The sequence below is a fragment of the Micromonospora sp. NPDC047548 genome, from assembly GCF_040642975.1.
Lineage (GTDB): Bacteria > Actinomycetota > Actinomycetes > Mycobacteriales > Micromonosporaceae > Micromonospora.
In genome coordinates, this window is the sequence record NZ_JBEYTI010000009.1 from 1 (window position 1) to 16,808 (window position 16,808).

A 16,808-nucleotide genomic window follows, 5' to 3' on the forward strand; every position below is an offset into this window, starting at 1 on the left:
TCTCCCGAGCAATCGTCGAATGATGCCTTCCAAGCAACCTCCCGATCGACCGAGACGACGCTGAAGAACCGCCCCGGCTCAACTCCCGAGAGATCGTCTCCCGTTCCTCGACCGTCAACGGAGAAGACCCGCTCATTCATCACCCAATCACTCGACATCCAAGATCATCCTACCTTGGTGTCGCGATGACCGTTTGACTCCGCCGGGACTTCGGCGGGAATGTTCAAGCGGTCATGCGTCCGGACGGCCTGCCGGTGTGGACCTCCGAGGCGATGCCGGGGCATCTGCACGATCTGACCTGCGCCCAACAGCAGGGCATCACGGCCGCCCTGAACTGGTCCGCGTCCGAACTCGATCTGCCGACCCTGGCCGACTCCGGCTACGAAGGCGCAGGTCAAGGCATCAAGACCCCGTACAAGCAGCCCACCGACGGGCAGCGGCTCGCTCCCGACAACCGCGCCTACAACCGGCTGCTACGCGGACTGCGCTGGCAGGGCGAACGCGGCTTCGCGATCCTGATCGGACGCTGGAAAACCCTGCGGCATACCACCGCCAGCCCACGCCGGATCAGCGACATCGTCGCCGCCGCGCTCCACCTCACCCACTTCGAGTACAAATACGTACCGCAAAGTCGCTGAGATTACTTCACTGAAAGCCTTACGCTCGCAGCAGTGAGGCGGGCCGCACGAATGGCAGGGACGTAGTAGGTCTCGCTCCGAGTTTGCCACCCCCGTAGCGAGCGTACTGGTAAGGCTAGACAACTGGGAGTGGCCGTCCCCGAGCCGATCTGCTGTACGAAGCTTTGGCCAGCGCAGTAGCCCGAGGAAAATGCCATCCCGTCTGCCGTCGACCCGCCCTCCGGGGAGCGGGCCGCCGCCCGGCCCGCCACGTCAAGCGGACCTTGACGGCTCGTTCGGACGCTGGCGGGTCGGGCGGTGGCCTGCTCGGCTCGCCCGGGTCGATGGCAGGCGGGATGGCCCACCGCAACCACCCACGGACCGCGACCCGCCGACGGAGCCCCGGCCATCCTGGAGCCGGAGCGCCCCCGCCGGAGGCGCACTAACCACAACCCCGCGACCGCCGCCAGCTCGCCGACGCGGCCGGCGTCCGCTCGCCTACGCCGCGCGGGCTCGTGGCCGCGCGGCCCGGCCGGCTGCCGGCTCCCACCTGGGCCCATCAACGGTCTGTCGTTCGGCGGCGGCCCTCCGGGCTTCCCGCTGTCCGCGCCAGCCGCCGGGCATCCGGCGTGACGGCCGCAGAGCGACAGCGGCAGCGGCCGGCGCGCGCCCAGGCGGCGGCGCGTGCGGCCCGCCACGGGCCGCCTTGATAGACGTAAGGAAAGTCCTCCCACACGGCCGGCAGCCGGCTGCCCCGGATCGGCGACCGCTGGCGCCACCAGCGCTTCGATGGCCCGCCGTTACTCGGCCTCGGGCAGGTAGCCGACATGCGGTGACCCAGCCGCCGAGCGGACGTCGTACCCCCAGCGACGCAACGCCTGCATGATCTTTGCAGCGCCGGCAGGGTTCGCCGAGTGGACGTACACCACGCCGATATCAAGCGGGCGCTCCTCGAACGCAGCCCGCTCCAACACCTCGACGACCGGCCAGATTGTGTCGTCCCCGCCGAGGTCGTGATCCAGCCACAGCTCGTCCACCCGCTGTCCGCGGTGTCGCTCCAGCGCCTCGATGCCGGCCCCGCTGGTGCGCGCCACATGTGCCACCCGGCCATCAACGAACGAGCGCAGGTCGTCAACCAGCACGATTCCCGGCAACTTCTCGGTAACCACCTCACCATCCTTCGCCCAGCACCCCGGGCACCGCCACCGCTATTGAGGCCCGGATCCGGCCTCGAACTTGTCGGTTGACGTGTCGGTACGTGGTGCTACTCTGACGCTCGTCGAGCACGCCAGCGCGGCCTTCCTACCGGATCCCCGGACTCGACTTCGGAGATGCTGAGCGGCCTTCCTGTCGCTGATGCGGGTCACGCCCCGCCGGCTCTCGATCGCATCGGCCTCAATGCCGATCCCCCGAATCCGTCGAGCGGCCCAGCACGGCCTTCCCTGCCGTCCACGATGGCCCGGATTCGCGAATCTCCACGGGTGGGGCAGCCTGCGGCGACCCGCCGGATGCCGACATCCCAGGCTCCCCACCCGTGCCGGCCCCACTCATCACGCTCGACGAGCGCGAAAGGACATGACCCATCGGCGGGAGGTGGCACGACCACGAATCCGCCCTCCGGCGGCAGCCGCCCTCTCGGCGGTGCCAGGAGACACGACGAACACCACCAGCGGACAGACGTCCACGGCTGGTGGTGCTTCGTCTCCCGTCCCTGCCACCCCCTGAAGAGGAGACAGTCGTGTCCACCCCGCTCACCCTGTACCGGCCCGGCCTTGCCGACGGCCGTGACGCCCAGGCCCTGCACCGCGCTGCCACGCCGGAGTTCTCCGGCTGGCTGGAGCACACCCGCCCTGCCGGCGGCTGTGCTCGCCCGATCCGCCTCACCGGCACCATCGCCGCCGTCGAGCGAGACACCGGCCGCATCACCGGCCAGCTGCACACCGACGAACTGCCCGACCGAACGCTCTACAAGGCGTGCGGCAACCGCCGCGAATCGCAGTGCCCGGACTGCGCCTGGGTCTACCAGGGCGACGCCTACCAAGTCGTCTGTCGCGGTCTGACCGGCGGCAAGGGCGTTCCCGCATCGGTCTGCCGGCATCCGGTCGTCTTCGCCACCTTCACCGCCCCGTCCTTCGGCTTGGTCCACCACCGCCACGTCGCCCGCCACACCTGCCGCAGCCGGCAGCGCTGCGACTGCCGCCCGTCCCCTTGCCGCGCCCGTAGCAGAGCCGGCACCTGCGAGCACGGGCAGCCCGCGGCGTGCTTCGCTCGCCACGACGCCGACGATCCGCGGCTCGGCCAGCCGTTGTGTCTCGACTGCTACGACCACGACCACCAGGTCGTCTGGAACTACTTCTCCGGCGAGCTGTGGCGGCGCACCAAACAGGCCATCGAACGGGACCTCGCCGCCCTCTGCCGCAAGCGCGGCATCCCCCTCGTCCGGGTCGTCACCGCCTCGGGCAAGGTCCGCTGGGTGCCGCCCGTGCGCGTGTCCCACGGCAAGGTCGCCGAGATGCAGCGCCGGGCAGCCGTGCACTTCCACGTCCTGCTGCGCCTCGACGGCGTCGACCCGGACGACCCGGACGCGCTCGTGCCGCCACCGGCCGGCATCACCCTCGACGACCTGGAAGACGCGATCCACGTCGCCGCCCGGCAGATCACCATCACCACGCCCGCCCACCCCGACCGGCCGCAAGGTTGGCTGGTCGCCTGGGGCGAGCAGGTCGACGTGCGCCGGATCAACACCGCGAGCGGCGAGCTGACCGACGGCAAGGTGGCCGCCTACCTCGCCAAGTACGCCACCAAGGCCACCGAAGCCACCGGGCACTCCTCCAACCGCCTCACCCCGGCCACCATCGACGACTACGCCGACCCCGAAGGCGACCACACCGCCCGCCTCATCGACGCCTGCTGGCACCTCGGCCGCCCCACCCTCACCGACAACAGCAGCGGCGCCGCAACCGCCGACGACCGTCAAGACAGCCTTGACAACAAACCGCGCCCCTACGCTGGGCTGCGCCGCTGGGCACACATGCTCGGCTTCGGCGGCCACTTCCTCACCAAAGCCCGCCGCTACTCCGTCACCTTCAGCCTGCTCCGCGACACCCGCGCCACCTACCGGCGCGAAGAGGACGACGAACCCGCCGACACCATCACCGTCGGCACCCTCACCTACATCGGGGCCGGCTGGCTCACCGAAGGTGACGCCCTGCTCGCCAACACCGCCGCCCGACAGCGACGCGAGAGCAGACGCATCGGCCGGGAGAACTCGCCCACGAAGCCTGGCTCACCGGAGCCGCCGCATGACCCACGACCTCCGCCCCCGCTGGTACTCGCCAGCCGAGGTCGCCGTGCTGCTCGGCTTCGGCATCTCCAAGATCAAGATGAAGATCGCCACCGGCGAGCTGCGCTCCATCAAGGACGGCAGGTATCGCCGCATCCTCCCCGAATGGGTCGACGACTACATCCGCGAACAGGTCGAACGCCAGGAGGCCGCCTGATGCCCGCACGCGCACGAGCCAACGGCGAGGGCTCCATCTTCCCCTACCGCAACGGCTTCGCCGCCTACGTCTGGGTCACCAAGCCCGACGGCCGACGTGACCGCAAGTACGTCTACGGCAAGACCCGCGAAGCCGTCCACGACAAGTGGATCAAGCTACACCAGCAGGCCAAGCAAGGACCGGTGGCCACCAGCGTCCCCACGGTCGGCAGCTTCCTCACCTACTGGCTCACCGAGATCATCCAGCCGAACCGAGCACCGTTGACCTACGCGACGTACGAGACGTTCGTCCGGCGGTACATCGCTCCCGGCCTCGGCGCGAAGCGGCTCGACCGGCTCCAGTCGCGGGACGTGCAGACCTGGATCAACCAGGTGGCCCGCACCTGCCAATGCTGCGCGCAGGGCAAGGACGCCGCCCGCCGCAAGGAGAAGCGCCGCTGCTGCGCCGTCGGCCGCTGCTGCCAGACCGTCCCGTCCACACGGACGATCAGCGACATCCGCGCCGCGCTGCGGGCCGCCCTCACCCACGCCCAGGCCGAAGACCTCATCGCCAAGAACCCGGCCGTCCCGGTCACCCTCGCCACCGTCCGTCGCCGCCGGGGCAAGTCATGGTCGAGCGACGAGGCCCGCAAGTTCCTCGAATCCGCCCGCGCCGACGAGGACCCGCTCTACGCCGCCTACGCCCTGGTCCTCGTCGTCGGTCTACGCAAGGGCGAAGCCCTCGGCCTCACCTGGGAGGACGTCGACCTCGACACCGGAGAGCTGACCGTCGGCCGCCAACTGCAACGCGTACGCGGGCAACTCCTCCACCGAAACACCAAAACCCAGGCGTCCGACGCCACCCTCCCCCTGCCCCACATCTGCCTGACGGCGCTCAAGCTACGAAGCGAACACCGCGACGAGGCACGAGCAGCCGACGGCAAGGCATGGCACGAAAACGACCTCGTATTCGCCACCCGCTATGGCACACCGATCGAGCCGCGCAACTTCCAGCGCTCCTGGCAAACCCGGTGCGACAGAGCAGGGGTCCGCCCGATCACCGTCCACGACGCCAGGCGCACCTGCGCCACGCTGCTGGCCGACCTTGACGTCCACCCGAGAGTCGCCATGCAGGTCCTCCGCCACGCCCGCTTCTCGGTAACGATGGAGATCTACACCCAGGTCTCGTCGAAGGCGACGCGGGATGCCCTCAAGCGGCTCGGCGACTCGCTCGGCATCTGACCTACGCGGGCAGCAGAGACGGGTACTGGTTCAGTTCTCGCCGTTCGGGTCGCCGAGAGCGTTCCACTCCTCAGGAGTGGTGGGCAACGGCTGCCAGTACGGCAGGTAAAACGGCCGCCACGTCGGCGTGGCCATCGAAAACGACTTCAACTCCGGGTCCGCGAGCATTCGGTAGACGAACTCCGTCGTGGACATGTCGAACCGGTGCCACGGGTGGGGAGGGTCGTGCCGAGCCAACACAGGCCACCGCTCAGGCTCCATGGAGCGGTCCGTAAGCCAGTAGTACCCGCCTCCGGCCGAGTCGTGACCCCACTCGATCAGCCCAGATCCCGTGTCGGGCTCGTACAGCTCGTACGGGGCGTACAGGCCCGCTGCGGAGTCGTCATGCTCGCTAACCCAATGCCGTATGGAGTTCCACCACCCGAGCAGCGACGTCGAGTTGTGGTCGGCGGTCGGCCGCAGTAGGTCAAGGTGCGCCATGAAGGTGCCCGGCACGAGCCGCCGGCACAACTCCTTGAAGTCGCCTGGCAGCGCGACGCCGAGCTCCGCCTCCACCTGCCCCCACCCGGCACCGCCCTCAGGCTCGTGATGCCATCCGGTCGCGTCGATGATCCGGTCGATCCACGTCAACTGATCATTCACGGCCGGCAAAGTAACAGCACAGCCAGACATTCCCTCGCCTGGTCGTCATCCGTCCGCTGACGGCTGCTGTACTTCACTGCTGTACGGAACCAGAAAGGCCACCTCCCGAAGTCGGGAAGTGGCCTTTGACCTGCGTGGGCGATACTGGGATCGAACCAGTGACCTCTTCGGTGTGAACGAAGCGCTCTCCCGCTGAGCTAATCGCCCTCAGCGCCGATGACTCTACCTGATCGTGTGAGCGGACCGGAAATCCGGGGTCGGCGCGCCGCGGCCCGGCCCGTCAGTGCGTGGCGAGGTAGTGCAGCAGCCGGGCGACCGGGTCGATGCCGAGGCTGTACTTGAGCGACAGCCAGACGACCGTGGCGACGAAGACGATCCCGACGGAGCCCAGCATCAGACGCACCGGCAGTGATCGTGAGGTGGCCCAGCGCGTCCAGGCTTGGACGTGTCGGCGGGTGAAGGCGAGCAGTCGGCGGGCCCAGTGGAACTCGACGGCCCAGATGGCGAGGCCGGCGATGACGGTCAGCCAGCCGGGGCCGGGCAGCGGGATGAGGGCGAGGCCGATGGTGACCACGATCGCCCCGGCGATCGAGATGAAGATCTTGAGGGTGACCCGGCCGGTGGGGTTGGCGCGGATCAGGTCGAGGCTGGTGCGGACCCGCTGCCGGAAGCCGCTGCGGGGCCGGTCGGCGATGGCCGTACCGGTGCCGCCGGAGCCGTGGGGGGTGCCGGCGGCGTCGTGACCGGCGTCGCGGGGGGCGGCGGCGTCACCTCGACCGGAGCGGCCCTCGGAGGCCGGCCGACCGTCCCGGTCGTGCTGATCCATCGGCACCGCGTTTCCCCGCCTTTCGGCTGCTCGGGCCCCTACTTTCGGTGAGCCGGTCGCGGTCGTCGCATCCATTGAGGATCGGTTCGTGACCATTTCACCCCCCAGTGTCGCCCCGGCCCGTCACTTGCGCAGACCACTGGACGTTACCGGAGTAAGTCGACGACTGAGCCACCCGACGCCGGGCGGGATCACGCACTGGGCAGACGGAAATCTTACAAGAATTTTCACATTCTGGCGGCGCTTCCGAGGCACTTCCCACCACTGGGTGAAGTCAGCGTATGGCGGAGCGTAGCCAGGGGTAGCACCTGAGTATGGGAAAAGCGGGACACGCGCGTTCCGCAGCGGTGCCGGGGGGAGAACGTCCATGAGTGTCATCCGACCGACGACCGTAGAGGTCGAGACGTCGCTAAGGCTCGTCGCACCTGACGCCACCGCCTTGCCGGTGCGTGCCAGTCTGCGTTACGACCCTGCTGACCCGTATGCGGTCCATGTCCTGTTCCACGCCGAATCCGCCGGTGGCGAGGCCGTCAGCTGGTCCTTCGCCCGCGAACTGCTGGTGACCGGTCTCGACGAACCGGCCGGCATCGGCGACGTCCGGGTCTGGCCCTGGGCCACCCCGCGCGGCGACTTCGTCGCGCTGGCGCTGTCGTCACCCGACGGCAACGCGCTCTTCGAGGTGCCGCGCAGCGTCCTGGTGCGCTTCCTGCGGCGAACCTACGTCGTCGTCCCGCGCGGCCGCGAGGCCGAACACCTCGACGTCGACACGGCGGTGAACCGGCTGCTCGCCGGCCGCTGACCCACGCCGATCGGAGCCGCGCGGATCTGCCGAGTCCGCGCGGCTTCGGCTCACCACGGTCAGGTACGCCTCAGCCGTGCGTCGTGAGGCCGCCGTCGACCGGGATCACCGCGCCGGTCAGGTACGCCCCGGCCCGCGACGACAGGTAGATCGCCGTGCCGGCCATGTCCTCCGGGCGGCCGATCCGGCCCAGCGGCACCTGCTGCTCGATCGCCGAACGGGACGCCGGGTCCTCCAGGGCGAACGCCATCATTCTGCTCTCGAACGGGCCCGGGGCGATCGCGTTGACCGTGATGTGCTCGCCGGCCAGCTGGTGGGCGAGGCTGCGGGTCAGCATGTGCACGGCTGCCTTGGTGGCGGAGTACGCGTACACCTCCATGATCGGCACCCGGATGCCGTCGACCGAGCCGATGTTGATCACGCGGGCCGGGTCGTCGGGACTGGCCGAGGCACGCAGCGCCGGCAGCAGCGCGGTGGTGAGCCGGAAGACCGCTTTGACGTTCACCGCCCAGAGCTTGTCGAACGCGCTCTCCGGGTACGCCTCCAGCGGCGCGCCCCAGGTCGCGCCGGCGTTGTTGACCAGCACGTCGAGCCGGTCGGTGCGCTCCAGCACCGCCGCGGCCAGCTCCTCGGCCCCCGCGTCGTGGCCCAGGTCGGCCGGAATGGCCTCGCACCGCCCGTCGGCGGAGAGTTCCTTGGCCACCGCCTCGCAGACGGCGGCCCCGCGTACGCGGCACCACCGTCCCATCGCCGGGATGCGACCGCCTCCGCCTCTGGTTACCGTCGCAGGTGATGGTCCCTTCCGGTCAGCTCGCCCCGGCAACCCGCCCCGACCTGCCCACCGCCGAGATCGACCTGCTCGACCTCGGTGACCTCGCTCCCGAGCCCGGGGGCGCCGCCCGACCCTGCTCGACGCGGATCTGCTGATCCTGATCACCGGCGGCCACGGCACCGCCGAGCTGGACTTCCGCGCGCTGCCCTGCCGCCCCGGCACGTTGCTGCGGGCCAGCCCCGGCCAGGTGCTGCGCTGCACCCCGCAGCTCGACGCGACGGTGGTGCGCCGTGGCCCGGATCGGCCGCCGGCTCGGCTTCCCCGAGCCGACCAACTTCGGCCGCTTCTTCACCCGCGAGGTCGGGGTGAGTCCCGGGGCGTTCCGGGCCGCCCGGGGGCAGCCGCCGCAGCGGATCGTGCGGCCGCGTCGGCCCGCCGACCTGGCGGGCTGAGTGAGCCGGGCATGATGACGGGGTGCAGATCTCCGCGCGCGGCGACTACGCGGTACGGGCGGCACTGAGCCTGGCCACCGCGTACCCCGCGCTGCTGTCCACCCAGGCGATCGCCACCGAGCAGGACCTGCCCCGCAAGTTCCTCGAGGCCGTCCTGGCCGACCTGCGCCGGGCCGGCGTCGTACGGGCCCAGCGCGGCGCGGAGGGCGGCTACACGCTGGCCCGGCCGCCCCGCGAGGTCACCGTCGGGGTGATCCTGCGCGCCGTGGAGGGCCCGCTGGCCGGGGTGCGCGGCCTGCGCCCCGAGGAGACCCGGTACGAGGGTTCGGCGGAGAACCTGCCGCGGCTCTGGGTGGCCGTCCGGGCGGCCGTCCGGCAGGTGCTCGACGAGGTCAGCCTCGCCGAGATAATCACTGGCCGGCTGCCCGCGCACGTGCGCAGGTTGACCGCTCTGCCCGACGCCTGGGAGCCCCGCTGATGCCCACCCCCACCCTGCACACCGACCGGCTGCTGCTGGAGCCGTACCGCCCGGCCGACGCCGACGAATTCGTCGCCCTGCTCACCGACCCGGAGGTGGGCCGGTTCATGGGTGACGGCCCGATGACCGCCGAGGACGCCGCCGCCCTCTTCGGGCGGCTCTTCAGCAAGGTCTACGCCGACGGCCTCTTCGACGTCTGGGCGGTGCGCCGCGACGGCCAGTATGTCGGGCACGCCGAGATCAAGCGCACCGACGACGTGGACGGCCACGAGATCGTCTACGCCCTCGCCAAGCCCGCCTGGGGCGCCGGCCTCGGCACCGAGCTGGCCCGGGCCCTGACCCGGTACGGCTTCGACACCCTGGGCCTGCCCCGGGTGTACGCCACCGTCGCCGAGGACAACACGGCCTCGCTGGCGCTGCTGGCCAAGCTCGGCTTCGTCCACGAGCGGGACGTCACCGAGGACGACGGCGGCGTCACCCGGATCCTCGCCGTCGACTGCGCGCCGGTGCCGGCCTGAGCCGTCACCAACGCGCGGTCCCCCGTCCTCACCGTCGCCCTGCTGGTCACCGGCCAGGGTGACCACCGGGGCGTCCATCGCGGTCAGGCCGGCGAGCGGGCATCCCCGGCCGGGCCGGCACTGATCACCACCTCGCCACCGAGCCGGCCGTGCTCCGGGTCGCGGGTGACCGCGCCGGAGTGCAGCAGGGTGGTGAGCGCGGGGACGGTGTCGGCGGCCCGGTAGACGGTCGCGGTGAGGGTGTGCCGGCGCAGCTCGGTGACCGTACGCGGGCCGGAGCGGGCCAGCTCGGCCAGTAGCTCGCGGCGCAGCGGCCCCGGCTCGGGGTGCAGGGCGATGTCGAGCAGCCCGCCGGCCGGGTCCTCGGGGTCCCGGTAGCGCACCCCGGCGAACTCGTCGACCTCCCAGAGCGCGTCCTTGAACGCCTCCAGGCTCTTGTCCAGCCCGGTGCCGAAGGCGACCCGCCGGGCCGGCGAGCCGTCGGCGGGCACCAGCTCGACCTCGGCGACCAGCGGGAAGCCGGCGCCGGTCAGCGCCGGCCGGAGGGCGGCCGGCGCGGGCGCGGTGAGCAGCAGTTCGGCCGGGCGTCCGGTCGCCGCGGCGGCCAGCAGCGCCGGCTCGGGGGCGGCGGCGTCGACCAGGGTCAGCAGCGGCGCGCCGGCCGCGCCGGCCGCCTTGAGCGCCACGGGCAGCCGGGACGCGTCGCCCGGGACCACGTGCACGGCCACGTCGGCCGGCAGCGTCGCCTCGACCGGGCCGAGCCGGGCCGGCAGGTCGGCTCCACCTCCGGCCAGCACCAGGACGGTCAGCCGCCGGCCCCGGAGCCGGTCGGCGAACTCGGCCACCACCCGCAGGGCCGCCTCGGCGGTGCCGGGATCCCCCGCGTACGACAGGGCGAGGGTGGCCCGCCGGGAGCGGTGCAGCGCCCCCGGCAGCCAGTGGTCGAGCTGCCGCACGAGCAGCTCACGCAGGACGGTGTCGACGGACATCCTGCCGTTGTACCGTACGGCGACTTCAGGCCGACACGGAGATGCCCACCCCGCCCCGGGTCTGGCCGCCGTAGCGCCGCCGCTCCCGGTCGAGGTCCAGCCGGCCGATCCGCTTGCGCGCCGACAGCGCGGCCTCGTCGAGCAGGTCGGCCGGGACCAGCCAGACGATCTCGAACTCCAGGCCGTCCGGGTCCTGCCCGTAGAGGCTCTTGGTGGTGCCGTGGTCGGAGCTGCCGACCAGCGCGCCCGCGGCGGCCAGTCGCTCGGCGGTGGCGCCCAGCTCGTCGAGGGTGTCCAGCTCCCAGGCCAGGTGGTAGAGGCCCACGGTGGCGCGGCCGGCCTGAGAGCGGCCGGCCGCCGCGCCGATCTCGAACAGGCCGAGGTCGTGGTCGTTGGTGGAGTCGGGCGCCTGGAGGAAGGCGGCGCCCCGGAACCCGTCCGGGGTCATCGCCACCGGCCGGAAGCCCAGCACGTCGCGGTAGAAGGCGACGCTGCGGTTGAGGTTGCTGACGTAGAGGACGGCGTGGTTGAGGCGGTGGATTCCCATGTACCTCACGCTAGCGCGATTTAGTTGAGCATTCAACCACTATCGCTATGATGGGTGTCATGACCCGGTGGCTGGACCCCGACGAGCAGCGCACCTGGCGGGCCTTCCTGGCCGCCTCCCGGGCGCTGATGGACACCCTCGACCGCGAGCTGCAACGCGACGCGGGGATGCCGCACGCGTACTACGAGATCCTGGTCCGGCTCTCCGAGGCCCCCGGGCGGCGGCTGCGGATGAGCGAGCTGGCCGACCTGACCGGCTCCTCGCGCAGCCGGCTCTCGCACGCCGCCGCCCGGCTGGAGGCGGCCGGGTGGATCCGGCGCGAGGACTGCCCGACCGACCGGCGCGGCCAGATCGCCGCCCTCACCGACGACGGCTTCGCGGTGCTCGCCGCCGCCGCGCCCGGCCACGTCGAGGGGGTACGCCGCCACCTCTTCGACGCGCTCAGCCCGGCGCAGGTCGACCAGCTGCGCCGGATCAGCGAGACGCTGGTCGCGCACCTGACCGGTTGACGACTGATCACCGTCGGGACTTGTACATACCGTTGCCGGACGAGCACGATGGGGCGTGCCCTCCGGCTTCGGTGAACTGACCCTCCAGGCGCACCACCTGGTGTCCGCCGGCGACCTGGCCGGCGCGCAGCGACTGCTCGCCGACGCGCTGACCGACGCCGACCCCCGGCCCGACCACGCTTTCCCCGAGCTGGCCGACGCCGCCGGGCTCCAGGCGCGGGTGCTGGTCGCCCTCGGCGAGCCGCACTCCGCCCGCGGGTGGGCGGCCTTCGCGTACGCCGCCGCCACCCGGTTGTACGGCCGCCCGGACGAGCGGACCATCTCGGCGGGGGCGACCCTGGCCGCGGTGCTGCACCGGGTCGGCAGCGACGCCCGCGCCGCCCGGCTCTACTCCGAGGTGATCCTGGAGCTGACCGCCCGGGACGGGCCGGAGTCGCTGCGGGTGCTCGCCGCGCACGCCGACCTGGCCACCGTGGAGTACGCCCGGGGCCAGTGCGCGCAGGCCCGGGAACGCCTCCAGGACGCCTGGGAGCTGCACCGCGAGGTCTACGGCGACGGCCATCCCAGCGGCATCAAGATGCTGGCCCGGCTCGGGGCGATGCAGCGCGACTGCGGCCGGTTCACCGAGGCGCACGACAACCTCGCGCTCGCCCGGGAACTGGCCCGGCAGCACCTGCCCGCCGACGACCCGCTCGCCCGGCAGGTCGCGGCGCTGGCCCGGGCCGCCGCCGACCCGGACCACGCCTGCGCCGACGAGCCGCCACCGGAGCGGGACGCCCCGGTGGTACCGGCCGCCCGCACCGCCCCGCCCGACGAGGGGCCGCCCGAGCCGCCCGCCTGGCCGGTGGGGCCGGCCGCGACCGACCGGACGTACCCACCGACGGTGCCCGGCCAGCGGCTGCCCACCGAGGACGCCGACTCCCCGTACGCCGACTCCCCGTACGGCGAGGACCCGTACGGCGACCCCCCGTACGCCGACGACCCGGATGCCGACGGATGGCCGCCCGAGCCGGTCGCCGAGCCGCAGGGGCCGGCGCACGAGCCGGTCCCCCCGTCCGTCGTGGGGCTGGCCGGCGGGTACGCCGAGGAGGCCGACGGGGTGCACCGGGTGGCCCAGCGGCACCCGGACCCGTCCCGGCTGCTGCCGGTGGTGGCGCACCGGCACCATGCCCCGCCGCCGCGCCGCAACCGGGCGACCCCGGCCATGGTGGCCGGGCTGACCGTGGTGGTGCTGGGCACCGTCGCGGTGGTGGCCGGGGTGTCCCAGGTCGACGGCGCCGGCGACGACCCGCCGGCCCCCGTCACCTCCCCGACGGCCCCGCCGCAGAGCCTCGCCCCGTCACCCCCGCCGCCGAGCGCTGGGGCCGCCGCCCCGCCCGGCACGCCGCCGGGCCGGGTGACCCTGCGCGACCGGCGGGACAACATCGCCCTCGACTGGGAGTACCCGGCGGGCGCGGAGGGACCGGTGGTCATCGCCGGCGGGCGCGCCGGGCAGGACCCGCAGGCCTTCCAGGAGCTGCCGGCCGGGACGAGCAGCTTCGTCGTGTACGGCCTGGACCGCACCAACGACTACTGCTTCACCGTCGCGGTGGTCTGGTCCACCGACACCGTGGGCCGGGCCCGCGAGGTTTGCACCCGCCGCCGCTGACCGCCGCCGGTCGATCGGCCGGGCGGGACGGCACGCCCCGGCACGGCGGTGTGACGTGGCACGGCGGTGTGACGTGGCGCGGCCGCGCGGGCGGACACGCTTGGTGCGGCGATGCGCGACGCGGTATCTTTCTCAGTTCGGACACAAAAAAGGGAATGGCGACGACGGCCATTCCTTCGCCTATTCTAATCGACGAGGAGACGGCTTGTCAACGCAATCCGACGGTTCCGTCGCGCAGCGACACGACGACGAGATCGGCCGCGAGCAGGAGTACGTCTCGATGCTCTACGGCCGGCTGGACGGCATGCGTGAGCAGGCCGCCCGGCGGCTCACCGAGGAACTGCGGACCACCGGCGGCACGTTGCAGGCCCGGTCCCAGCGCGACGGCGTGGTACGGATGTACGCCGACCAGGTCGAGCAGTTCTCCGCAGTGGAGAACGGCCTCTGCTTCGGCCGCCTGGACGACACCGACGGAGCCCAGCACTACATCGGCCGGATCGGCATCTTCGACACCACCGGCGACTACGACCCGCTGCTGATGGACTGGCGGGCCCCCGCCGCCCGGCCGTTCTACCTCGCCACCGCCGCCAACCCCCAGGGCGTACGGCGGCGCCGCCACCTGCGTACCCGGCAGAGGAAGGTGACCGGGCTCAACGACGAGGTGCTCGACCTCGCCACCGCCTCCCCCACCGCCCACGAGGAACTGACCGGCGAGGCGTCCCTGCTCGCCGCGCTCAATGCCGGCCGGACCGGGCGGATGCGCGACATCGTGGAGACCATCCAGGCCGAGCAGGACCGGGTGATCCGTGCCGACCTGCCGGGCGTGCTGGTGGTGCAGGGCGGCCCCGGCACCGGCAAGACCGCGGTCGCGCTGCACCGCGCGGCGTACCTGCTCTACACCCACCGGCGGGAGCTCTCCAGCCGGGGCGTGCTGCTGGTCGGCCCGAACGCCACCTTCCTGCGCTACATCTCGCAGGTGCTGCCCACGCTGGCGGAGACGGGGGTGCTGCTGCGTACCCCCGGCGACCTCTTCCCCGGGGTGAGCGCGCGGCGGGCCGAACCGGCCGGGACGGCGGCGCTCAAGGGGCGGACGGTGATGACCGAGGTGCTGGCCGCCGCGGTGCGCGACCGGCAGTGGGTGCCGGACGAGCCGCTGGAGATCGAGGTCGAACGGGAGACGCTGCGGTTCGACCCGGAGGTGGTCCGGGAGGCCCGGGACCGGGCCCGTCGCTCCGGCCGCCCGCACAACCTGGCCCGGGCCCTGTTCGACGTCGAGGTCGTCCACGCGCTCGCCGCGCAGATCGCCGAGCGGATCGGCGCCGACCCGCTGGGCGGGGAGAACCTGCTGGAGGAGGCCGACCGCGCGGAGATCCGCCGCGAGCTGCACGAGGAGCCCGGCATCCGGGCCGCGCTCGACCAGCTCTGGCCGGTGCTCACCCCGCAGCGGCTGCTCGCCGACCTGTACGCCTCGACCGACCGGATCGCCGCCGCCGCGCCGATGCTCACCGACGCCGAGCGGGCGCTGCTGCACCGGGAGCCGGGCGGCTGGACGCCGGCCGACGTGCCGCTGCTGGACGAGGCCGCCGAGCTGCTCGGCGAGGACGAGCGGGCCGCCGCCGCCCGCCGCGAGCGGATCCGCTCCTTGCAGCGCGAGTACGCCGAGGGCGTGCTGGAGATCGCCCGGGGCTCCCGCTCGATCGACGTGGAGGACGAGGCCGACGGCGGCGAGATCCTCGGCGTCACCGACCTGATCGACGCCGACCGGCTGCTGGAACGGCAGGAGGAGGCCGACCGGCTGACCACCGCCCAGCGGGCCGCGGCCGACCGGAACTGGGCGTTCGGGCACGTGATCGTCGACGAGGCGCAGGAGCTGTCGCCGATGGCCTGGCGGCTGCTGATGCGCCGCTGCCCGAGCCGGTCGATGACCATCGTCGGTGACGTGGCGCAGACCGGCGCGCTGACCGGTACGCCCTCCTGGGCCGACGCGCTGGAGCCGTACGTGGCGCAGCGCTGGCGGCTGGAGGAGCTGACGGTCAGCTACCGCACCCCTGCCGAGATCATGGCGGTGGCCGCCGGGGTGCTCGCCGAGATCGATCCCGCGCTGCGCCCACCCCGCTCGGTACGCGCCAGCGGCGTGCCGCCGTGGGACCGCTTGGCGGACGCCGCCCGGCTGGCCGGTGAGCTGGTGGCGGCGACCACCCGGGAGGCGGCCGGCCTGGACGACGGGCGGCTCGGGGTGATCGTGCCGGCGGGTCGGGCCGACGAACTGGCCGCCGCGGTGGTGGCCGCGCTGCCCGAGGTGGCGGTCGGCGAGCAGCCCGAGCTGGAGAGCCGGGTGGTGGTGCTCACCGTCGGCCAGGCCAAGGGCCTGGAGTTCGACTCGGTGCTGGTGGTCGACCCGGACCGCATCGTCGCCGAGTCCCCGCGCGGGCGCAGCGACCTCTACGTGGCGCTGACCCGGGCCACCCAGCGGCTCGGCGTGCTCCGGGTCGCCGGCTGACCCGACTGCTCGGCTGTCCGCCTGCCCGGGCTGCCCGGCGGCCCCGGGCGGCCCGGGCCGGGCGCAAGAGGCGCCAGGCCGCGCGGACGATGCACCGGGCCGCGCGGAAGATCGTGCTGGATACGGGAAGTAGTGGCCTCCCGTCGCGGGTGAGACCACTACTTCCCGGTTCGAGCGTGATCGGACCGGCCTCGGTGCGGGCCGGTCGTCGGCGTCACTCGTCGGTGACGTCGCCGACGTGGCTGCCCGGGGCGGACGCGTCGCTGGTCGACCCACCGGCCGGGGTGCTCATGCCGCCGGTGGTCGCGTCGCCCGTGGTCGTGGGCGCCACCACGCCGGGGTGCCGCTCGGGCTGCCGGGCCAGCCGCCGGACGCTCGCCGGGCCGGCGGTGCCGCCGGTGGTGGTCAACGCGCCCTGCCCCCGGGTCGGGCCGCCGTCGCGCAGCACGTTCGGGTCGACCGGGACGTCGGCCGGGTCGTCCGGGTCCTCCTCCTGGATCACCCGCAGCACGTCCGTCTGCGGCACGGTCACCTCGTCCAGGGCGCCCTCGCCGTACACGCCGGCGGTGAGCCGGTCCTCGGCCCGGCGGGCGGACTCCCGCATCGTGTCGTCCTCACGCACGTCCATCACCTCGCAGAAGTGGCGGTAATCCACTGCCTGCCCGGCCAGCGCGCGATCAAACCGGTCCGCGCCGGTTCACCGGCCGGCCGCCCGCTGCTCGCCTGCCGGCCGTTCCCGCTGCCCATGCTGACCGGCGGGTTGGCGGGAACCGCCCGCCCCCGTAGGGGAG

Annotated in this window: 18 protein-coding genes, 1 tRNA gene and 2 pseudogenes; 12 read left to right on the forward strand and 9 right to left on the reverse strand. The window is 72.8% G+C overall.

Annotation, left to right across the window (positions count from 1 at the left end):
• On the reverse strand, positions 1 to 136 hold a 136-nt coding region (locus tag ABZ807_RS12005; RefSeq protein WP_357156094.1), incomplete at its 3' end, for a helix-turn-helix domain-containing protein.
• Positions 137 to 218: 82 nt separating this feature from the next.
• Here ABZ807_RS12005 and ABZ807_RS12010 point away from each other — a divergent pair.
• Positions 219 to 638, forward strand: a pseudogene (locus ABZ807_RS12010) (transposase family protein); the annotation flags it as partial.
• 779 nt (positions 639 to 1,417) lie between these two features.
• On the opposite strand, the gene ABZ807_RS12015 reads toward ABZ807_RS12010, so the two are convergent.
• On the reverse strand, positions 1,418 to 1,786 hold the full coding sequence (locus ABZ807_RS12015) for a cyclic-phosphate processing receiver domain-containing protein (RefSeq protein WP_357155616.1): 369 nt from the start codon (positions 1,784 to 1,786) through the stop codon (positions 1,418 to 1,420).
• Positions 1,787 to 2,355: 569 nt separating this feature from the next.
• Here ABZ807_RS12015 and ABZ807_RS12020 point away from each other — a divergent pair.
• The 3 genes and pseudogenes from ABZ807_RS12020 (at position 2,356) to ABZ807_RS12030 (ending at position 5,337) form a co-directional block, all read left to right on the forward strand.
• Positions 2,356 to 3,923, forward strand: a pseudogene (locus ABZ807_RS12020) (replication initiator).
• Positions 3,920 to 4,117: an excisionase family DNA-binding protein gene (locus tag ABZ807_RS12025; RefSeq protein WP_357155618.1), complete on the forward strand. Its 198-nt coding sequence runs from the start codon at positions 3,920 to 3,922 to the stop codon at positions 4,115 to 4,117. Before ABZ807_RS12020 ends, ABZ807_RS12025 begins: the two are co-directional and overlap by 4 nt.
• A complete protein-coding gene (locus ABZ807_RS12030; RefSeq protein ID WP_357155620.1) occupies positions 4,117 to 5,337 on the forward strand; it encodes a site-specific integrase in 1,221 nt (406 codons plus the stop codon). The genes ABZ807_RS12025 and ABZ807_RS12030 overlap by 1 nt, the downstream gene beginning before the upstream one ends.
• Positions 5,338 to 5,367: 30 nt before the next feature.
• Here the strand turns inward: ABZ807_RS12030 and ABZ807_RS12035 are convergent, their stop codons facing one another.
• From ABZ807_RS12035 to ABZ807_RS12045, 3 genes are all read right to left on the reverse strand, one after another.
• Positions 5,368 to 5,979, reverse strand: coding sequence for a hypothetical protein (locus tag ABZ807_RS12035; RefSeq protein WP_357155622.1), 612 nt, complete (start codon positions 5,977 to 5,979; stop codon positions 5,368 to 5,370).
• A gap of 135 nt (positions 5,980 to 6,114) precedes the next feature.
• Positions 6,115 to 6,186, reverse strand: a tRNA-Val gene (locus ABZ807_RS12040).
• 73 nt (positions 6,187 to 6,259) lie between these two features.
• Positions 6,260 to 6,880, reverse strand: coding sequence for a TIGR02611 family protein (locus ABZ807_RS12045; RefSeq protein ID WP_357155624.1), 621 nt, complete (start codon positions 6,878 to 6,880; stop codon positions 6,260 to 6,262).
• Between the two features lie 292 nt (positions 6,881 to 7,172).
• Between ABZ807_RS12045 and ABZ807_RS12050 the strand changes: the two genes are divergently transcribed.
• Entirely contained in the window at positions 7,173 to 7,604 is a 432-nt protein-coding gene (locus ABZ807_RS12050; protein WP_007457244.1) for an SsgA family sporulation/cell division regulator, read from the forward strand.
• A gap of 70 nt (positions 7,605 to 7,674) precedes the next feature.
• On the opposite strand, the gene ABZ807_RS12055 is transcribed toward ABZ807_RS12050, so the two are convergent.
• Positions 7,675 to 8,427, reverse strand: coding sequence for an SDR family oxidoreductase (locus tag ABZ807_RS12055; protein ID WP_357155626.1), 753 nt, complete (start codon positions 8,425 to 8,427; stop codon positions 7,675 to 7,677).
• Between ABZ807_RS12055 and ABZ807_RS12060 the strand changes: the two genes are divergently transcribed.
• The 4 genes from ABZ807_RS12060 to ABZ807_RS12075 all read left to right on the forward strand — a co-directional run bounded on the left by ABZ807_RS12060 (position 8,397) and on the right by ABZ807_RS12075 (position 9,824).
• Entirely contained in the window at positions 8,397 to 8,531 is a 135-nt protein-coding gene (locus tag ABZ807_RS12060; protein ID WP_357155628.1) for a hypothetical protein, read from the forward strand. The two genes, ABZ807_RS12055 and ABZ807_RS12060, sit on opposite strands and share 31 nt — an antisense overlap.
• A gap of 135 nt (positions 8,532 to 8,666) precedes the next feature.
• The gene (locus tag ABZ807_RS12065; protein WP_357155630.1) at positions 8,667 to 8,828 is read left to right on the forward strand and encodes a hypothetical protein; all 162 of its coding nucleotides are present in this window, start codon (positions 8,667 to 8,669) and stop codon (positions 8,826 to 8,828) included.
• Between the two features lie 22 nt (positions 8,829 to 8,850).
• Entirely contained in the window at positions 8,851 to 9,306 is a 456-nt protein-coding gene (locus ABZ807_RS12070; RefSeq protein WP_357155632.1) for an Rrf2 family transcriptional regulator, read from the forward strand.
• Entirely contained in the window at positions 9,306 to 9,824 is a 519-nt protein-coding gene (locus ABZ807_RS12075) for a GNAT family N-acetyltransferase (protein WP_357155634.1), read from the forward strand. Before ABZ807_RS12070 ends, ABZ807_RS12075 begins: the two co-directional genes overlap by 1 nt.
• Positions 9,825 to 9,907: 83 nt before the next feature.
• Here the strand turns inward: ABZ807_RS12075 and ABZ807_RS12080 are convergent, their stop codons facing one another.
• Entirely contained in the window at positions 9,908 to 10,813 is a 906-nt protein-coding gene (locus tag ABZ807_RS12080) for a hypothetical protein (protein WP_357155636.1), read from the reverse strand.
• Between the two features lie 25 nt (positions 10,814 to 10,838).
• Entirely contained in the window at positions 10,839 to 11,360 is a 522-nt protein-coding gene (locus ABZ807_RS12085) for a VOC family protein (RefSeq protein ID WP_357155638.1), read from the reverse strand.
• 50 nt (positions 11,361 to 11,410) lie between these two features.
• Here ABZ807_RS12085 and ABZ807_RS12090 point away from each other — a divergent pair, with 50 nt between their 5' ends.
• The 3 genes from ABZ807_RS12090 to ABZ807_RS12100 all read left to right on the forward strand — a co-directional run bounded on the left by ABZ807_RS12090 (position 11,411) and on the right by ABZ807_RS12100 (position 16,017).
• Positions 11,411 to 11,869 carry a MarR family transcriptional regulator gene (locus ABZ807_RS12090; protein WP_357155640.1) on the forward strand — a complete coding sequence of 153 codons (459 nt, stop codon included), beginning with the start codon at positions 11,411 to 11,413 and terminating at the stop codon, positions 11,867 to 11,869.
• Positions 11,870 to 11,924: 55 nt separating this feature from the next.
• Complete coding sequence (locus ABZ807_RS12095; protein ID WP_357155641.1) at positions 11,925 to 13,517, forward strand: tetratricopeptide repeat protein; 1,593 nt, start codon at positions 11,925 to 11,927, stop codon at positions 13,515 to 13,517.
• Between the two features lie 280 nt (positions 13,518 to 13,797).
• Positions 13,798 to 16,017 carry an ATP-binding domain-containing protein gene (locus tag ABZ807_RS12100; protein WP_357156098.1) on the forward strand — a complete coding sequence of 740 codons (2,220 nt, stop codon included), beginning with the start codon at positions 13,798 to 13,800 and terminating at the stop codon, positions 16,015 to 16,017.
• Positions 16,018 to 16,231: 214 nt separating this feature from the next.
• Here ABZ807_RS12100 and ABZ807_RS12105 read toward each other — a convergent pair whose 3' ends face one another.
• The gene (locus ABZ807_RS12105) at positions 16,232 to 16,639 is read right to left on the reverse strand and encodes a hypothetical protein (RefSeq protein ID WP_357104888.1); all 408 of its coding nucleotides are present in this window, start codon (positions 16,637 to 16,639) and stop codon (positions 16,232 to 16,234) included.
• Between the last annotated feature and the right edge of the window lie 169 nt (positions 16,640 to 16,808).